General features: G+C 63.0%; 15 protein-coding genes. 9 read left to right on the top strand and 6 right to left on the bottom strand.

Annotated elements, in window-relative coordinates; all coding sequences use genetic code 11:
* The first annotated feature begins 53 nt into the window (after positions 1-53).
* From GJU83_RS07365 to GJU83_RS07325, 9 genes are all read left to right on the top strand, one after another.
* Positions 54-671, top strand: coding sequence for a glutathione S-transferase family protein (locus tag GJU83_RS07365; RefSeq protein WP_069182098.1), 618 nt, complete (start codon positions 54-56; stop codon positions 669-671).
* Positions 672-707: 36 nt separating this feature from the next.
* Positions 708-1,346 (top strand): DUF4202 domain-containing protein, encoded by a 639-nt coding sequence (locus GJU83_RS07360; RefSeq protein ID WP_069182097.1) that lies wholly within the window; start codon positions 708-710, stop codon positions 1,344-1,346.
* Between the two features lie 93 nt (positions 1,347-1,439).
* The gene (locus tag GJU83_RS07355; protein WP_153633983.1) at positions 1,440-2,144 is read left to right on the top strand and encodes a response regulator transcription factor; all 705 of its coding nucleotides are present in this window, start codon (positions 1,440-1,442) and stop codon (positions 2,142-2,144) included.
* Positions 2,141-3,493 carry a sensor histidine kinase gene (locus GJU83_RS07350; RefSeq protein WP_069182095.1) on the top strand — a complete coding sequence of 451 codons (1,353 nt, stop codon included), beginning with the start codon at positions 2,141-2,143 and terminating at the stop codon, positions 3,491-3,493. The genes GJU83_RS07355 and GJU83_RS07350 overlap by 4 nt, the downstream gene beginning before the upstream one ends.
* A 96-nt stretch (positions 3,494-3,589) precedes the next feature.
* Positions 3,590-5,575, top strand: coding sequence for a TonB-dependent receptor domain-containing protein (locus GJU83_RS07345; RefSeq protein WP_217352214.1), 1,986 nt, complete (start codon positions 3,590-3,592; stop codon positions 5,573-5,575).
* A gap of 7 nt (positions 5,576-5,582) precedes the next feature.
* Positions 5,583-6,731, top strand: coding sequence for an ABC transporter substrate-binding protein (locus tag GJU83_RS07340; protein ID WP_069182799.1), 1,149 nt, complete (start codon positions 5,583-5,585; stop codon positions 6,729-6,731).
* Positions 6,728-7,819 carry a FecCD family ABC transporter permease gene (locus GJU83_RS07335; protein WP_069182093.1) on the top strand — a complete coding sequence of 364 codons (1,092 nt, stop codon included), beginning with the start codon at positions 6,728-6,730 and terminating at the stop codon, positions 7,817-7,819. The genes GJU83_RS07340 and GJU83_RS07335 overlap by 4 nt, the downstream gene beginning before the upstream one ends.
* Positions 7,816-8,607, top strand: a complete 792-nt coding sequence (locus GJU83_RS07330; RefSeq protein ID WP_069182092.1) for an ABC transporter ATP-binding protein — start codon at positions 7,816-7,818, stop codon at positions 8,605-8,607. Before GJU83_RS07335 ends, GJU83_RS07330 begins: the two co-directional genes overlap by 4 nt.
* A 35-nt stretch (positions 8,608-8,642) precedes the next feature.
* Positions 8,643-8,933, top strand: a complete 291-nt coding sequence (locus GJU83_RS07325) for a DUF2218 domain-containing protein (protein WP_069182091.1) — start codon at positions 8,643-8,645, stop codon at positions 8,931-8,933.
* On the opposite strand, the gene GJU83_RS07320 is transcribed toward GJU83_RS07325, so the two are convergent.
* Genes GJU83_RS07320 through GJU83_RS07295 form a run of 6 tightly spaced genes read right to left on the bottom strand, consistent with a single transcriptional unit; the run spans position 8,909 to position 16,018 of the window.
* Positions 8,909-9,778: a sugar phosphate isomerase/epimerase family protein gene (locus GJU83_RS07320; protein WP_069182090.1), complete on the bottom strand. Its 870-nt coding sequence runs from the start codon at positions 9,776-9,778 to the stop codon at positions 8,909-8,911. The genes GJU83_RS07325 and GJU83_RS07320 overlap by 25 nt on opposite strands.
* Positions 9,775-10,791 (bottom strand): DUF6005 family protein, encoded by a 1,017-nt coding sequence (locus GJU83_RS07315; protein WP_069182089.1) that lies wholly within the window; start codon positions 10,789-10,791, stop codon positions 9,775-9,777. The genes GJU83_RS07320 and GJU83_RS07315 overlap by 4 nt, the downstream gene beginning before the upstream one ends.
* Positions 10,788-11,048, bottom strand: a complete 261-nt coding sequence (locus GJU83_RS07310; protein ID WP_069182088.1) for a phosphopantetheine-binding protein — start codon at positions 11,046-11,048, stop codon at positions 10,788-10,790. The genes GJU83_RS07315 and GJU83_RS07310 overlap by 4 nt, the downstream gene beginning before the upstream one ends.
* Positions 11,045-12,349 (bottom strand): AMP-binding protein, encoded by a 1,305-nt coding sequence (locus tag GJU83_RS07305; RefSeq protein WP_069182087.1) that lies wholly within the window; start codon positions 12,347-12,349, stop codon positions 11,045-11,047. The genes GJU83_RS07310 and GJU83_RS07305 overlap by 4 nt, the downstream gene beginning before the upstream one ends.
* Positions 12,346-14,181, bottom strand: a complete 1,836-nt coding sequence (locus GJU83_RS07300; RefSeq protein ID WP_069182086.1) for an IucA/IucC family protein — start codon at positions 14,179-14,181, stop codon at positions 12,346-12,348. The genes GJU83_RS07305 and GJU83_RS07300 overlap by 4 nt, the downstream gene beginning before the upstream one ends.
* Positions 14,168-16,018: an IucA/IucC family protein gene (locus GJU83_RS07295; protein ID WP_069182085.1), complete on the bottom strand. Its 1,851-nt coding sequence runs from the start codon at positions 16,016-16,018 to the stop codon at positions 14,168-14,170. Before GJU83_RS07295 ends, GJU83_RS07300 begins: the two co-directional genes overlap by 14 nt.
* Between the last annotated feature and the right edge of the window lie 72 nt (positions 16,019-16,090).

The following is a 16,090-nucleotide window of genomic DNA, read 5'->3' as shown; positions in this document are numbered from 1 at the left end:
TTCTCGTTTTGAACCACCAAAGCCGTCATTGATAAGGAACGGAGCCCATAATAATGAAAATCTTCGAAACCAAAACCGCCCCCAACCCGCGTCGTGTCCGTATGTTCATGGCTGAGAAGGGGTTGCTGGACAAGGCCGAATTCATCGAAATCGACCTGCAGAAGGGTGAAAACCTGACCCCCGAATTTGTTGCTCGAAACCCGATGAAGAAAGTGCCGGTAATGGAGCTCGATGACGGCACCTGCATCGCCGAGACCATGGCCATCTGCCGTTATTTCGAGGAAAGCTACCCGGATACACCGAGCCTTCTCGGTGATACTCCGCTCGAAAAGGCGCAGCTTGAGCAATGGCTGCGGTGGATTGAGCTGTTCTTCTTCATGCCTACCGGCATGTGCTTCCAGCACACCACCGGCTACTTCAAGGACCGGATGAACCCGATCAAGGAGTGGGGCGAAGAGTGCGGCAAGAGCGTCGAGAAGTTCATGCATTTCCTCGACAAGCAGCTCGAGGGTAAAGAGTACATCTGCTGCGATCGGTTCACGGCCGCCGACATCAATGCCTTTACCACTGTGGCCTTTGCCCGCGTCGTCGGTATCCGCATCCAGCCCGAGCAGACCAACCTACAGGCCTGGTATGACCGCATCAAGGCCCGTCCGTCTGCCCAGGCCTGAGGCCGGGGCTATCCGGTAACCGCAAGAGAGAGATTAATGACCACAACGGATTCAAGACTCCAGTGCGCGCTGGCGGCGATCGACGCGGCGAACCAGGCCGATCCCAACCTGGAACCTTTTGGCGACGAACGCCTGCCCAAGGAATACGCCTACAGCCTGCACATGACCCGCTGGCTGTTCGAGCTTGAATCCGACCCTTCCGAACGCATGCAGATCGCCTGCCGCGCCCAGCACATCGAGCGCTGGACCATGCCCCGCAAGGACTATCCGGAGGGCCGAAAAGCCTATTACCAGTGGCGCCAGGCCTGTGGCCGGATGCACGGCCGCCGGGCCGCCGAGATCATGGCGAGCTGTGGCTATCCGCCGGCGGAGTGCGAGCGGGTGGAGACCATCCTGACCAAACGTGAATTGCGCAAGGATGCCGACACTCAGCTCCTGGAGGACGTGGCCTGCATGGTCTTCCTGGAGAAGTACTTTGCGGATTTCTATGAAGAGAAAGCCGAGTACGACCGGGATAAATGGCTGCGCATCGTGCGCCGGACCTGGGGCAAGATGTCGCCCCGCGCCCACGAAGCCGCGCTGAGATTGGCCGAAGGCATGCCCGCACATTTGCTGGCCCTGTTGCAGGAGGCTCTGGCCGGCGGCAGCGAAAGCGCCTCGGGTTCGACCGCCTGAGCCGTTTTTCGGGCCTACCGGGAATAACCGGGGGTTGCTGTCATGATTACTCTTTTCATATGATAACGATTCTCATATGAAAAGAGCAGCGCAATGCGTGTCAGTGACCGAAACAAACCCCGGGTTCTGATTGTCGAAGACGATCCCACCCTCAATCACCAGATCACCAGCCTCCTGGTATCCAGAGGGTACAGTGCCCACCCCTGCTACGAGGGCGAGGGCGGGCTGATGTCGGCGCTCAGCCAGCGCTTTGATCTGATCCTGCTGGATGTTCTTCTGCCCCGGCTTGATGGTTTCGAGGTTCTCAATCGCCTGCGCAAAACCCATCAGACGCCGGTGATCATGTTGACTGCCTGCGGCGCCGAGGAGGAACGTATTCTCGGCTACAGCAGCGGTGCCGATGACTATGTGCCCAAGCCCTTCAGCTTCACCGAGCTGATGCTGCGAATTGAGGCCCTGCTCAAACGCACGATGGGCAACAGGGACCAGCGCGCAGACCCGGATACCCTCACCATGGGGCCGCTGACATTGAATCGCCCGGCCCTGTCGGTGCATTTTGGCCAGACCCCGGTGACGCTCACCCAGATCCAGTTCCGCCTGCTGTGGATCCTGCTCCGGCATCAGGGTGAGACCCTCAGCAAACCCTATCTGTACCAGGTTGTGCTCGAGCGGGAATTCAGCCGGTACGATCGCAGCCTGGACATGCATCTGAGCCGGGTGCGGCGCAAGCTGGTGGAAGCCGGAATGCAGCCTGACCGCCTGCAAACCCAGCACGGCAAAGGATACTGCTTCCAGTGAACCGCCGCCTGTTGTGGAAGCTCTGCGCCACGGTTGCCCTGGGAACCCTGGCTTTGTTCTGGACCATTTCGTTCCTGGGCGCCGAGACGGAACAGAAGATGAGTTTCATCGCCGAGGAGCACCAGCAAACCATTGAGTCCTGGGGCCGGACCGCCGAGCGGCTCTATCAGTCCGGGGACGAACAGGCGCTTTCGCGTTGGCTGGAAGAACTTCAGACGCAGGAACAGACCTGGGCCGCGGTGGTTCGCTCGGATATCCAGCCCCTGGCCGGGAGCCGCCTGACCGATCGCTTCCGGGAGGGGTTCCGGCTAGGGCGGAGCGTGGAGTGGAAAATCCACCTGTACTTCTCCGAAAACCCCATCATGGAAGTGACCTTCGCCGACCCGGCTATCCACTTCCTGGTGTTATTGCCGGACCGGATGCGTCCGGGGACCTACCTGCCGCAAGTCAAGCTGATGCTTAAGGTGGCCCTGCCGCTGGCGGTGCTGGTGATCCTTTGCCTGGTGATCTATCGACACCTGATGTCGCCCCTGCGCCAGCTTGAAATCGCCACCCGCCAGTTTACCGAGGGTAACCTGGGCGTGCGGGTGAGGGCGCTGCTGGGCAACCGCAATGATGAACTCGCGGCGCTGGCAGAGACCTTCGACCGCATGGCCGAGCGTACCGGTAATCTGATTCTGACCCAACGACGGTTGATCGCCGATCTTTCCCACGAGCTGCGTACACCGCTTGCCCGGATCGAAATGGCGGTGAGTTGCGTGCAGGAAGGCATCGACACCCAGCATCTCTTACCGCGTATCCAGCGGGAGTGCGGCATCATGCGCAATCTGGTTGAGGATACCCTCACGCTGGCCTGGCTGGAGAACGAAAAACCCAGTCTGGGTGAAGAGACCCTGGACCTGACGGACCTTCTGGACAGCATCCTGGACGATGCCCGATACGAATTTCCGGACCATACCCTGGTGGCCGAGCTGCCGGACAAAGCCGAGCTCCGGGGCAGCAGCCATCGTGCCCTGGCCCAGGCCATAGAAAACGTAGTCCGCAACGCCTGCAATTACACGCCCGTGGGCGGCACAGTCCGAATCACTCTGCGGGCCGACCAACGAGGCTACACCCTGGAGGTGGCAGACCAGGGGCCCGGTGTGTCCGCTGACCAGCTGGAACTCATTTTCAAACCTTTTTTCCGTGCGGTGAAGGCGCGGGGCTATCGGCCGTCCGGGCACGGTCTCGGCCTTTCGCTGGCAAGACGTCAGGTTGAGGCCACCGGTGGCTGGATCCAGGCCGAGAATCGTGCCGCTGGTGGGCTGCTGATGCGGCTTTGGTTACCTATGAATAGAATTGAGAATTAGTAACAAATGTAAAAGTTCTTCACATTAACAAAGCTTCAAACAAGAATGTGCGCCAAATAGGAATTAATCGCATTATCTGCATTGAACGGAGCGCACATGAGCACCCAGAAAACCCTGACCAAGGCCCGTCCCGACGTCCGCTGCAAGCCCCTCTGCCTGGCGATCGCTGCCCTGATGGCGAGCCCCCTGGCGCTGGCCCAGAGTGAGGCCGAGTCCCTCAAGCCGATCGAAGTGACCGCCGAACGCACGTCTGACAGTGATGCGGTGGTCACTGAAGAGCGAATCGAGCAGTACCAGGCCAGCGATCTGGAGGATGTATTTGCCGGTCAGCCCGAGGTAGCGGTTGGTGGCTCCGTCGGCATCGCCCAGAAAGTCTATGTTCGGGGTATCGAGGATCCGCTGTTGAACGTCACCATCGACGGTGCGACCCAGGCCGGCGCCCTGTTCCATCACACCGGCCGTCTGGCAGTGGAGCCGGAACTGCTCAAGCGGGTTGAGGTGGAAGCCGGCGCGGGCCGGGCCACCTCCGGCGCCGGAGCTCTAGGGGGTGCCATCCGGTTTGTCACCAAGGATCCGGAAGACCTGCTGCGCCCGGGCGAGCAGGTAGGCGCCCTGGTGAAGCTTGGTTCCTTCTCGAACACCGACGGTTACCGGGCCAGCACCACGCTGTTTGGTCGCCTGAGTGACCGCTGGAGCACCCTGGTGTCACTTAACCAGAGTGATCACGAGCGCTTCGAGGACGGCGACGGCAATGAAATTCCGGGCACCGATGCCCGTCAGCAGCTCGGCTTCGCCAAGATCGTCGGCCAGCTCCCGGGCGACCAGACACTGAAACTGAGTCATGAGGTTCGCACCGATGAGGGCGAGCGACCGCAGCGCCCCCAGTGGCAGATCAGTGGGTTCAACCCGCTGTATGACCTGGACGGTCGCCGCGACACCACCACCGTGAACTATGGCTTTGCACCGGCGGCCAACCCGCTCGTGGACCTGGGCCTGACCGTGTACTACACCGAGTCCGAGCTGGAGCAGAACGTGGTCAATCGCTGGGGGCGCTATTTTGGCTTTACCCGCAGCATCGGTGGGGATCTTCGCAACAGCTCCGAGCTGGGCAGCCATACTCTGACCTACGGGGTGGACTATCGCGAGGACAGGGTCAATGCTGGCGGTGCCGACAATCGTCGGGCCGAGGAAGAGAACGGAACCGTTACTGGCGTTTACCTGCAGGATGATTACCGAGTCACTGACCATCTTCTGCTGAGCGCCGGCGTGCGATACGACGACTACCAGCTCGACGACAACAACGACCAGAGTTTCAGTGAAAACGACGTCAGCCCCAACGCCAACGTTGCCTGGGAAGTGATCGATGGCCTGACCCTGAAGGCCGGCTATGCGGAAGCCTTCCGAGGCCCGAGCACCCACGACACCTTCAAGATCGATCGCGCCCAGAACGATCCGGACCTAAAGGGCGAGAAGGCGAAGAACCGGGAAGTGGGTTTTGATTACATCTACCGCAACTTTACGCTCTCCGGCGAGGTCTATCGCTCGGAAATCCAGGATGCCATTGCCGATCCACTTTTCGGGCCGGTGATCTACCAGAACATCGGTGACCTGGAATCCGATGGCTACCGCATCGGCACCACCTATCACTGGCAGGGTCTGCAGGCCGGGCTGAGCTTTCACAGCAACGAGGCCGAGGTCAACGGCGAGCCGCTGACCGTCTATGTGCACAACCTGCTGGGCAACAGCATTGGCGACACCTGGGTGGCGGATCTGTCCTACCGCTGGGACCGCAACCTGGAGTTCGGCTGGCAGGGCCGCTTTGTCCAGAGTATCGACGATCTTGAAACCTCCGTCGGCACCATCGACAAGCCCGGTTATGGCGTTCACGACCTGTTCGTGCACTGGCTGCCCACCGGCAACGAAGACCTGCGCCTGACACTGACCGTCAAGAACGTGGGCGACAAGCAGTACATCGACCACGCCAGCAACGCGGACTACGAAAGCATTCCCGGCTACGAGGGCGTGATTGGCCTGCCCGAACCCGGCCGGGATATCCGGCTTGGTCTGGCCCTGCGGTTCTGAGGTCCCGATGCTTCTGAACCCATTGCATGCCGCCCTGTTGGGCGGCGCTTTGCTGTTGTCTGCATCCCTGGCCCAGGCGGCGAGAACGGTGATCGACCTGGCCGGACGCTCGGTCACCGTGCCCGATCAGGTCCAGCGGTTGGTGCTGGGAGAAAGTCGATACATACCGGCGCTGGCGATTCTCGAGGGCGATCAGGTGGTGGATCGCCTGGCTGGCCTGCTGCCGGATTTTGAAAAAACCGATCCCGCCGGCTATGCCCAGTATCTCGACCGTTTTCCGGCCCTGGCCGAGGTGCCAAGGGTGGGTCATGCCTCGGCCGACAGCTTCAGCCTGGAGAGTGTCCTTGCCATGGGCGCAGATCTGGCCATCTTCAGTATTGAGGGCCATGGCCCGGGTGCGCACAACCGGGCGCTGATCGACCGGCTGGAGCGGGCCGGTGTGGCAGTGGTGTTCGTGGACTTTCGACAGGATCCGCTGGTGAATACCCCCAAAAGCATGAGAGTGCTGGGCGAGGTTCTGGGCCGGGAGGCTGAAGCACGGCGCTTTAACGTTTTCTACCAACGCGAGCTGGCGCTGGTTACCGACGTGGTGAAAACGATTTCCCGAGACCAATGGCCGACGGTGTTCCTGCACAGCCGCGTGGGCCTGCATGACAGCTGCTGCGAAACCATGGTCCACGGCATGATGGGTTTATTTCTGGAAGCTGCTGGCGGCCGGAATGTCGCCGCCGACCGAATCCCCGGTGTCAGCGGCGTGTTGAACCTGGAATACCTGATCGCCGATCAACCGGATCGCTACGTGGCGACTGCCATCGGATCCGGTGGTCTGGCCACACCGATCAGTCAGCAGCCCTACGTGGTATTGGGCGCCGGCGTGTCGGAAACCACTGCCCGGCAATCCCTGCAACGCATCACCAACCGCCCGGGATTGTCGGTGCTCGAGGCGGTGCAGGAGCAGCGGGCCTTTGCGATCTGGCATCATTTCTACAACACCCCGTTGAATGTAGTGGCCGTGCAGGCCCTGGCGCGCTGGTTCCACCCGGAGCAGCTGGGCCACCTGGCACCGGAGCAGACCCTGGCGGCATTCTACGAGCAGTTTCAGCCCGTGCCCCTGAACGGCACCTATTGGGTAGACGCCGAGGGAGAGCCGCAATGACAACGGTCTCCAGGGCGGAATATCCGCCAGCCGCGGGCGATCCCGGTGAGGGCCTCGCTGATCAGTATCGTCGTTTTGTCGTGCGCCGGGTGATCTGTCTACTGGCTTTGGCCCTCGCTTGTCTGGTGGCGCTGCTGGTGGATGTGGCATCCGGCCCGGCCATGCTTGGCCTGGTGGATGTGGTTCATGGCCTCCTGAACCCGGATGCGCTGGATGCCGGTACCCGGGTGATTATCCAGGATATCCGCCTGCCCTATGCCCTGATGGCGGTGGTAGTCGGGGCCTGCCTGGGTCTGGCCGGCGCCGAAATGCAGACAGTCCTCAACAACCCGCTGGCCAGTCCCTACACCCTGGGCGTGGGCGCCGCGGCGACTCTCGGGGCGTCGCTGGTGATCGTGTTCAACCTGTCGCTATTCGGGCTGGCCGCTCATATCCTGCTACCCCTGTCGGCGTTTGTCTTCGCCGCGGCCGCCTCGCTGCTGATTCTGCTGCTGTCGAAAACCCTGGGCGCCTCTGTACACGCGGTGGTGCTGTTCGGTATCGCCCTTCTGTTCGGGATTAACGCCATCGTGGGCCTGATCCAGTTTGTCGCCGATGCCGAATCGGTGCAGCAGATCGTGTTCTGGACCATGGGCAGCCTGGCCCGGGCGTCCCTGGACAAGGTGATGATTGTCGCTGTTGTTCTGGCCGCCTGCCTGCCGTTTTCCCTGCGCAATGCCTGGGCCATGACCCTGCTGCGCAGCGGCGAGGAGCAGGCCCGCAGTCTGGGCATCCGGGTGGAGCGGATGCGACTGCTAGTGTTGCTGCGGGTCAGTCTGCTGACCGCCGCGGCCATGGCGTTTGTGGGGGAAATCGGCTTCATCGGCCTGGTGGCGCCCCACATTGCCCGGCTGATGCTGGGGGAGGATCACCGCTTCCTGCTGCCGGGCAGCGCCCTGGCCGGGGCGTTGCTGCTGTCACTGTCCTCCATTGCCAGCAAGCTGCTGGTGCCCGGTGTGGTGTTGCCGGTGGGCATTGTCACCGCCCTGGTGGGTATTCCCCTGTTCATTGCCCTGATTGTCGGGCGCAGCCGGAGACTGGCCCTGTGAGCCTGAAGCTGACAAACGTGACCGCCGGTTATCGCCGCCACCCGGTCTACCGTGACCTCTCGCTGCCGGCCATCGCGCCCGGTTCCCTGGTCGCGGTCGTCGGGCCGAACGCGGTGGGTAAATCCACCCTGCTCAAATCCCTGGCCGGCGTTCTGCCGGCCCGCGGTTCGATTGCCCTGGGCGGACAGGAACTGGACTGCCAGAGCCCCGGCGACCGGGTCCGCCAGATTGGCTACCTGCCACAACCGCTGCCCCAGGCCATTCCCCTGGTGGCCTACGAAACCGTATTCAGCGCCTGCCGGTCGGCCCGGAGTGACTGGAACCGGCGGGAAACCGAGCGAGCCATTGAGGCAGTCTTTGACACCCTGGGTATACGCGAACTGGCGCTGAAGCGCCTGTCGGAGATGTCGGGCGGCCAGCGCCAGATGGTGGGGTTGGCCCAGGTGCTGGTGCGCCAGACGCCACTGTTGCTGCTGGACGAGCCAACAAGCGCCCTGGACCTGCACTGGCAGCTCAATGTGTTGAACGCGGTCCGCGCGGCAACTACGGATGACCGGGCGATTGCCCTGGTAGCCAGTCACGACCTGAACCTCGCCCTGCGCTTTTGCGACCAGGTTCTGGTGCTGTCGCCCGGGGGCCGGGCGGAGCTCGGAGCGCCAGAGCGGGTCCTGACCCCGGGGCTGCTGGCGGCCACTTACGGCATCGAAGCCCGTATCGAGCGCTGCTCACGGGGTCACCCCATTGTCCTGGCAGACAATCCGCTCTCTGCCGCCCGCCCATCCGTTTGAGGTTTTGAAAAACCATCCAAGCAAAGGAGTTCGCCATGCCAGCCATGAATGCCTGCGTGACCAGTGCCAATCCCGGTCGCCTGATCAACCGTTTGGGCAAGCATTTCCGCCACAAGATCGAGGCGGAGTGGACCGAAACGGACGGCGTCCTGACGTTTTCGATCGGCGTGTGCCGGTTGACGGCGATGGATAACGAGTTGCAGTTGGCGTGTCAGTCGAACACGGACAACGAGCTGAAAGAGCTGGGTCAGGTCGTGGCCTCCCACCTCATCCGTTTTTCCGGGGATGAGGTGGTGGAGGTTTACTGGCAGGCGGTGAGCGCCTGAGATCGGCGAGCGTCGCCGAGCCGATGCCGCAACCGGCGAAGGTCGGTTGCCAGTACCTGGTAACTGTCCGGACCGAACCATTCCAGGGAAACATCCAGCGGATCGGTCCCTGACCGGCGTCGCCAGTTGGCCAGGGCGGTGAGCAGCGGCCGATAGTCGCAGGCGCCTTCCAGAACCGGCACCATGCCCTCGCGACAGCCGGCCGGTGAATAGACGTTGGCGGGCGCGAACACGTCCAGCTGCTGAAAGTGGCTGATATTCTTGAAGTGACAGTGCCGCACCCAGGGCGCCAGCTGGTCCAGGGCCGTGCAGGGGTCAGCGCCGGATTCCCATACGTGCAGGACATCGAAGTTGATGCCGAGGGCCGGATGGTCGGCATCGGCCAGCAGTGCCAGCGTGGAATCCACGGTGTCCGCGAGGGTCCCGGGATGGGTCTCCAGCATCAGGGAAAGGCCCTCGTCGGCCACGCATTGGGCCAGCACCCCAAGTCGCCGGGTCACCTTGCGGCGCTGGTCTTCCGACATCCCGGCGCTGGCCTGTTGTCCGGCAAAGGTCCGTACCTTGGGAGCGCGCCAGTGCCTGGCCAGTCGGCACAGGTCCCGGGTGTGGCGGATCGCATCGGCTTCGTTGCCCTCCAGGGGCAGGTAGTCACTGATCATGGGCACCGTCAGCCCCCGGGCCTGAAGCCACTGTCCATCCAGTGACGGCTGGTCGGCAAGGTGGCGGGCATGCACGCCCCACAGCTCAATGCCGTCGAACCCCTGGGCACCGGCCCAGCCGGCGAGCTCCGGCAGCGACACCAAATGGTGGCGAAAGGAAATGGTGCACAGGTGCAAGCGGATCATGGCAACACCTCTGCGGTCATCCCATGGCCCGCTACAGCGCCTGCGCCGGGCTGTGCCTGGCGCTGCCAGTCCCGGAACAGATTCAGCAGCTGCGCCTTGATGGCGAACTCCCGTTCATCCTGCTCATCCAGCAACTGCTCCACACCGGCGATCAGCGCTGCGTTTCCGGAAATCGCCAGTTTCAGGGCCCGGTACTGGATCTGGGTGTAGGTTTTCACCAGCCGATCAATGTCCTCGCACACGTCCTCGAACCAGGGGTCGCCTTCAGCGGTCTGACCCTGGTCCTCAAGCAGCCAGGCAAAGGCATGTTCGTAGGCGTACTTGCGAATCGCCATCACCGGGATTTCCCGGAACGCATCGGGCAACTGATCAAGCGGGCGGATCGCCCCGGTGCCGGCGTGGGCCCGGAGGATCTGGCGAAGGGCGTCGGTAAACGGGTTAGTGTCCGGCTTCATGCACTGGGCAAAGTAGGCGGCCACGGTTTCCGCCGGGGTGTGGCGAATGTCCAGCCCGTCGAACCAGAACCCGCCGGCCGCGGCCGGCGAACGCACCGAATCCAGGATCCGGTCCTTCGGCAGGGCGCCCTCCCAGCGGAAGTCGGGGTCGGACATGAACCACTGGTCCGGGTCGTCGGTGGCCTCCAGCAGCACGTAGTGGGGGAAGGGGTTCTGGTGAAACTTGTTCTCCCGCTCCGGTAAACGGTACAGGTCCAGCATCACCATCACCTGACGATCCGCGGGTCGGTTCTCCACCAGCGACACCAGTTGCCGGATGTTGGCCTCCTTGGATTGGTCATGGTCGTACCAGGGCTCGATGCGGACGCCGTACAGCAGGCGATACCATTCCCGGAACTGGTCATGGCGGGTATGGGGCGAGTGGTAGGACAGCACGAACTGGCTGTCGACGGAAAAGTCGGCATCCCAGACGCCAAAGTAGAAGGGGCGATGATCCACCCCCGGGGTGCGTTTGATCAGCTCGCAAACGCAACTGACGAAACAGTGGACCTTGATCATCGAGACACCTCCATGTTGTCGCAGCGTACCAGCAGGGCTTCCAGGTCTGTCACTGTCTCCGGCGGGCTGGCCAGCAACGCCTCCTCGGGAAGAGAGAGGCCGTGGTCCAGTTCCAGATGCACAATCAGTTGCAGCAGCATGATCGAGTCCAGGGCCAGGTCGGCGTTCAGCCGGGCGCTGTCGTTGAACGCCGAGAGTCGGGCGCCGGGCAGGTGTTTTTCGATGGCGGTCTTGATCGCGTCGCGGGCAGTCGTCACGCCGGTACCTCCTGAGTGCGCTCTGCCGGTTGCCCGGTTTTGCTCAGCAACCGGCGGCTGACCTTGCCGTTGGCAAGGCGGGGAATAGCCTCTACCTGTTCCAGCAGCGCCGGCACCTGGTGGGGCGCCAGTCGATCCCGGCACCACTGCCGCAGGTGATCGATGTCCAACTCCGCTTCTGCCACGAACCGCAGGCAAACCCGCTCCCCGGCAAAGCTGTCAGGCTGCTTGAACGCCACCGCGTCGGTGATGCCCGGGTAGGTGAGAAAGACGTCCTCGACGGCACCGGGGTAGACGTTGATGCCGGCAACGTTGATGGTGTCGTCGGTGCGGGCCAGGAAATGCAGGTCCCCCCGAGTATCGAAATACCCAAGGTCATGGCTGTGAATCTCCTGTCCGGTGGCTTCCACCGTGATCCGGATTTCGTCCGGGCACTGGGCGGAAATCCCCGCCTGCACCGCCAGGTGTCGCAGCGGCTGGCCCAGCTGGCCGGGTTCGTGCAACTCCGTTGCCAGGGCGACACAACCGGCTTCCGAGCATCCGTACTGTTGGCACAGGCGCTGGCAGCGGCTTTGAACCCGGCGCAGCAGCGGCGCCGGCAGCGGCGCTCCGGAGAGCATGACGGTATGCAGCCGCTCGGATTCGGGCAGCATCTGAATCAGCAGGCTCACCAGTGTGGGGGAGGCGTACAGCAGGTGCTCCGGCGCCGCTTTCAGCCCGGCCAGGATGAAGCGGGGATTCAGGCTGGTGACCACGCGGGGTGCTGAATCCCTCGCGAGGCCCGCCAGAACACCACAGATCAGGCCGTAGGAATGGGTGACCGGGCAGGCTACCACGGGTGTTAATCCCTGGGCTTCGGTGAACTGGGTGACGTAGGCGTCCACCTCCCGGTCTATGTCCGACCAGGAGCGGGCAATGGCCTTGGGCTTGCCGGTGGTGCCGGAGCTGAGCTGAATCAGCTCTCCGCCGTCGGCGGATCTCATCGAACTGGCACCGGCAATGTCTTCAACACGGGCGTTTTGCAGGCTGTCTGTGAACAGCAGGTGGTTGCAGCCGGTGTCCCGGGCAAGCGCTCGGGCAGCCTCTTGTGGAGTACCGGGATGGATGGGCAACACGCTCGCACCATGACGTTTCAACCACAGACAAAGCGCCAGCCATTCAGCCGTGTTTTGCATACAGACAGCGAGGCGGATTGCGGCGGGCTCCCGGAGCAGTGCCGAGTTCGCCAGGGGTTGGACCAGCCGGTCGCAGTCCGACCGGCGATACGGGGTGTTGTCCACATAGAACAGGGGCGCAGTCACGATAACCTCTCCTGATGGTGATCAATGGTGGGTTTGGGCGATAACGAGGCGCCGGCCAGCAGCGCATTGGGCACAAGGTGGCCGGTCGAGGCCGCGTCGGCTTGCAGCTTTTGCCGCAGCAACGATTCAGTCCGAATCCAGGGCTGGTCCCAGGCAAGCTGCGTCAGTCGTGATTGGAGCTCCGGGTGGTGCGCGCCGTAGCCACCAAGAAGCCGGCGGACCTCTCGCCAGAACCGGCGCTCCTCAAAGCCATAGGCTTCTTCCAGAACAAGCGCCAGCTCGCTGAGGTTGTAGATAAACAGGGTGTCCATCACCAGCTCCCGAAGCGCCTCCGGCCCGGACATCCGGTAGAACTGATTGTCCGGGGCTTGCTCGTACAGCGTTCGGCGCGGGCCGAAGTCCGGCTCCGGCGTGGTCAGAGGCAGAAAGCTCCGGGCGTATTCCACGCTGTCATGGAAATCCCGCAACATCAGCGCCTGGGGCCAGCCATTGCGGACTACCAGCAGACTGTTCTGGCCGTGGGCCTCAAGGCCGACGCCGTGGGCTGCCAGCATGTGCCAGACTGGCAGAATCACAGTGCCCAGTGTCGCCTGAAGCCAGGGCAGCAACCCGTAGTGCTCAACCCAGGGGTGGATGAAGGGCAGTCCGTCCGGCTCCCACAGTGCCAGTGCATTGAGCGGTATGGCCTGTTCACCCTCGACCAGCCGCGCGGCAATGGCGGAGCGCCAGATGGCTGCCAGTTCGCCTTCGAGGGCATGCATCTCTGGTGTGAACGGTTCGCCCGCGGAGAAGGCCAGGCTGGCATACTCCGGCAGCAGCCTGAGCGGGTAGGCCCGGGCAAATCGTGAGTCGGCATCGACCACAGACTGCAGCCATCGGGTGATGACCGGCGCCGAGGGCACGGAATGGGGCTCGAGGTGCCGGCGGGCTGAGGTGTTGCGGATGCCGAGGGGGAGCTTCAGGCACGCTCGGGCTGAATGACTTATGTTGAACAGTGATCGCAAGGACTGGCCAGGCCGGTAACGATCCCCCATCGCTCCCAGACTCTGTATATCGAGATGCGTCAGCAGGGATGCCAGTCGGCCCTGAAGGAGGGACTGCCAGTGCCACGGGTGGGCGGGCAGTGGCGCATAGTGTTGCCAGTCCAGTCCCGCCCGATGGAAGGCCGCTCGCAACAGGTAGGCGCTCTCGTGGCCCAGCTCGGCCTGCCAGAAGTCCATCTCCGGCACGGAGAAATGGCGATTCAGATGACCCCGTGGCACTGCGAGCCAGTGTAGCCGAAAGCCGGTGCTGGTCTCGGGGCTGTAACGAAGCAGGTCGTTCTCGTCTTGATGCAGCCCCAGACGGCTCTTGTAGCAGGGGTGGTACGGGTGCCCCTCGTGGAGGGCCCGATCCAGCTCCTCGCCGTGCAACTGGCGCCGATCCGGCGAGCGACAGGACTGGCGCATGGCGTCAAGCCGCTGGGTGTTGGCGACCGTAGCCAGCAGCTCCTGCAGCAGGGCGTTACGCCGGTCCCGGGAGGTCGGGAGGTGATCAACCAGGGTCGGCAGGTCCGTGGCCACCCGGCGGCCGCCCATCGTCAGGATCAGCGTCGCCAGATCCAGACGCAGGCGACCAAACCCCCGGACGCGACCCAGGCAGCGCCCCTCCAGCTGGCCCACCCTGAAGCTCAGCCACTGCCAGCCGGAAGCACCTCGTCTGGCCAGGCCACCGCCAATGACACCCTCGAACATCAAGGCCTCCAGCAGCTGGCGCGTGACTCGCTGGCCGGGTGATTCGCTCAGGGCCACCACCGGACCCAGCCCGGCAGTGTCGGCATCAGGCGACACCATGTCCCACCTCGGCCATGGTGCCCGCTTCCGTCATTGCGCTCGCTAGATTGGGCAACTGTTCCGTCTGGTCCAGCCGGTAGAGCGGATTGGCGATGCTGGTGTAAACCGCCATTTCAAGGTCGGCATTGAGCTCATCAACATCGTGCACACGGGTCAGAAGATTGCCCTTGTAAGGCAGACGGCTGTCCTCCAGCACCATGCTGACCAGGGCCAGGGCCGGTCCGCTGAGCGTGGCTCGCAGCGAGCGTAGGAAGTTACGGAGCTGCCGAAGCAGTTGGGCCTCCGGGAGCGCGCCGTCAACGCCGAGCCGCGCAACGACCGAAAACAGCTGGTTCACGACAAGGTAGTAACAGAAGCGATCCCGGATCATGGCATCCCGGTAAAACAGCTCCGGGGTCTCCCGCAGATCCGGGCACAGAGATAGCAGTTCCTCCCGCCGGCATTCCGACAGGTAGTACCCCTGGTTGTCCCGGTAAAAACAGCGCCGGGGGTAGCCTGCGCTGATATCCAGAAGGCTGTTTTGTTGATGGGCCTCCAGGGCGATGCCGTGGTCGTCATACAGTCTCAGGGCCGGGGCCACCGCGCAGGTGAGGTACTGCTGGAACCAGTCCCGGGCCACCGCGGAGAGGCTGCGGTTCTCGTTCAGGGCCATGCCCTCGATCAGCCCGAGAAGCCGGGAGTGACGGCCGGGCAGCGGATCCTGGGTCAACGCCGCCAGGCTGACAATGCCGCCATCCTGGCTCGGGGGGAACGGGTTGTTCCGGAAAATCATCTCGAAGCCGCTCTCACGCTGTCCTGGCAGGTTCACGGTCAGGTACGCCGGGTCTTCGATGATCCGAAACCTTGATTCGCTGTCGGCAAAGCCGGTTCTGCGGATCAGCCGGCTCATAGCCACGCCGGCTTTCAACTCGTGGCGTTTGCTCACCCGCAGCGAATTGGTGACTTTCACCGGAATCGAGAATTTCAGCATCCATTCTGACTGTTCGCTGTAGAGAGTGCGGACCGAGGACGTTGCGGAGAACGCCGGCCCCAGTGCACCCAGGGGCTGGATTAACCCCTGGGCGATCGCTGCCATGACCGCCGGCTGGGTTTGAAGGTATTGCGCCTGCAGCGGGTGAGCGGGAACCAGGTAATGGTCTGGTGGCAGGTTCAGCGAACCGTGCCCATCGCTGAGCAGGGTTTCTGCCATGGCGTGGGCGGCAAGCGGGCCGTCAGAGTCCTCGTCCACGCCGTCGCTGCGGACCAGGAAATAGTGAAGCCGGAAACGCCCGGCCAGTTCTGGCGCATAGGCTTCCTGCTGCCAGGCCGACATGCCCTGGCGGCTCTTCGGCGTGGGGTGGGTGGCATGGCCAAACAGCAGTGACTGTTCCGAGGCGATAAACCGGTTGTCGCTGAGTGCCGGGTCGGCCCGTCGATGTTCCACGCAACGGGTCATGACACCGTAGCTGTCGGTCAGACGGTGCAGAAACTCCAGTTCCCGCAGTTTCCGAAGCTCGGGCACCATACCGACAGAGCGTGAATAGAGTTCCCGCACCATCAGGCAAAGTGCCTGGAAGGGTTCGATATCGGACCAGCAGTGACGCGCCGCCAGCCACTGCCGGACCCGGCCGTACCGATGCCGGCCCACGGCGGACCGGTACAGCACATCAACGGCCAGCCGCGAGCTCTGGCTTCCGAGGTCAAGCTCACAGACCCAGGGTCCGACGAAGCGCCCGGCTACGTCACCGGTTCGGACGCGTTCCGCCTGCCACTGCCCGGAATCCACTTCGTGCAGATAACAGTGCAGGAAGGCCTGAAAACTGGCGTGTTCGGCAATGGCCCGGGCAGACGGTCCCATGTCTTCTCTCCAAATCCGATCTTTGGAGAGAATCTAAATGAGAATCGAATGCATGTGAAACGGTTTTACATT

Origin of the sequence: Marinobacter salsuginis (genome assembly GCF_009617755.1) — a bacterium.
GTDB lineage: Bacteria > Pseudomonadota > Gammaproteobacteria > Pseudomonadales > Oleiphilaceae > Marinobacter > Marinobacter salsuginis.
The sequence above is the reverse complement of the archived record's forward strand: the minus strand, read 5'-3'. Positions and strand labels throughout refer to the sequence as shown.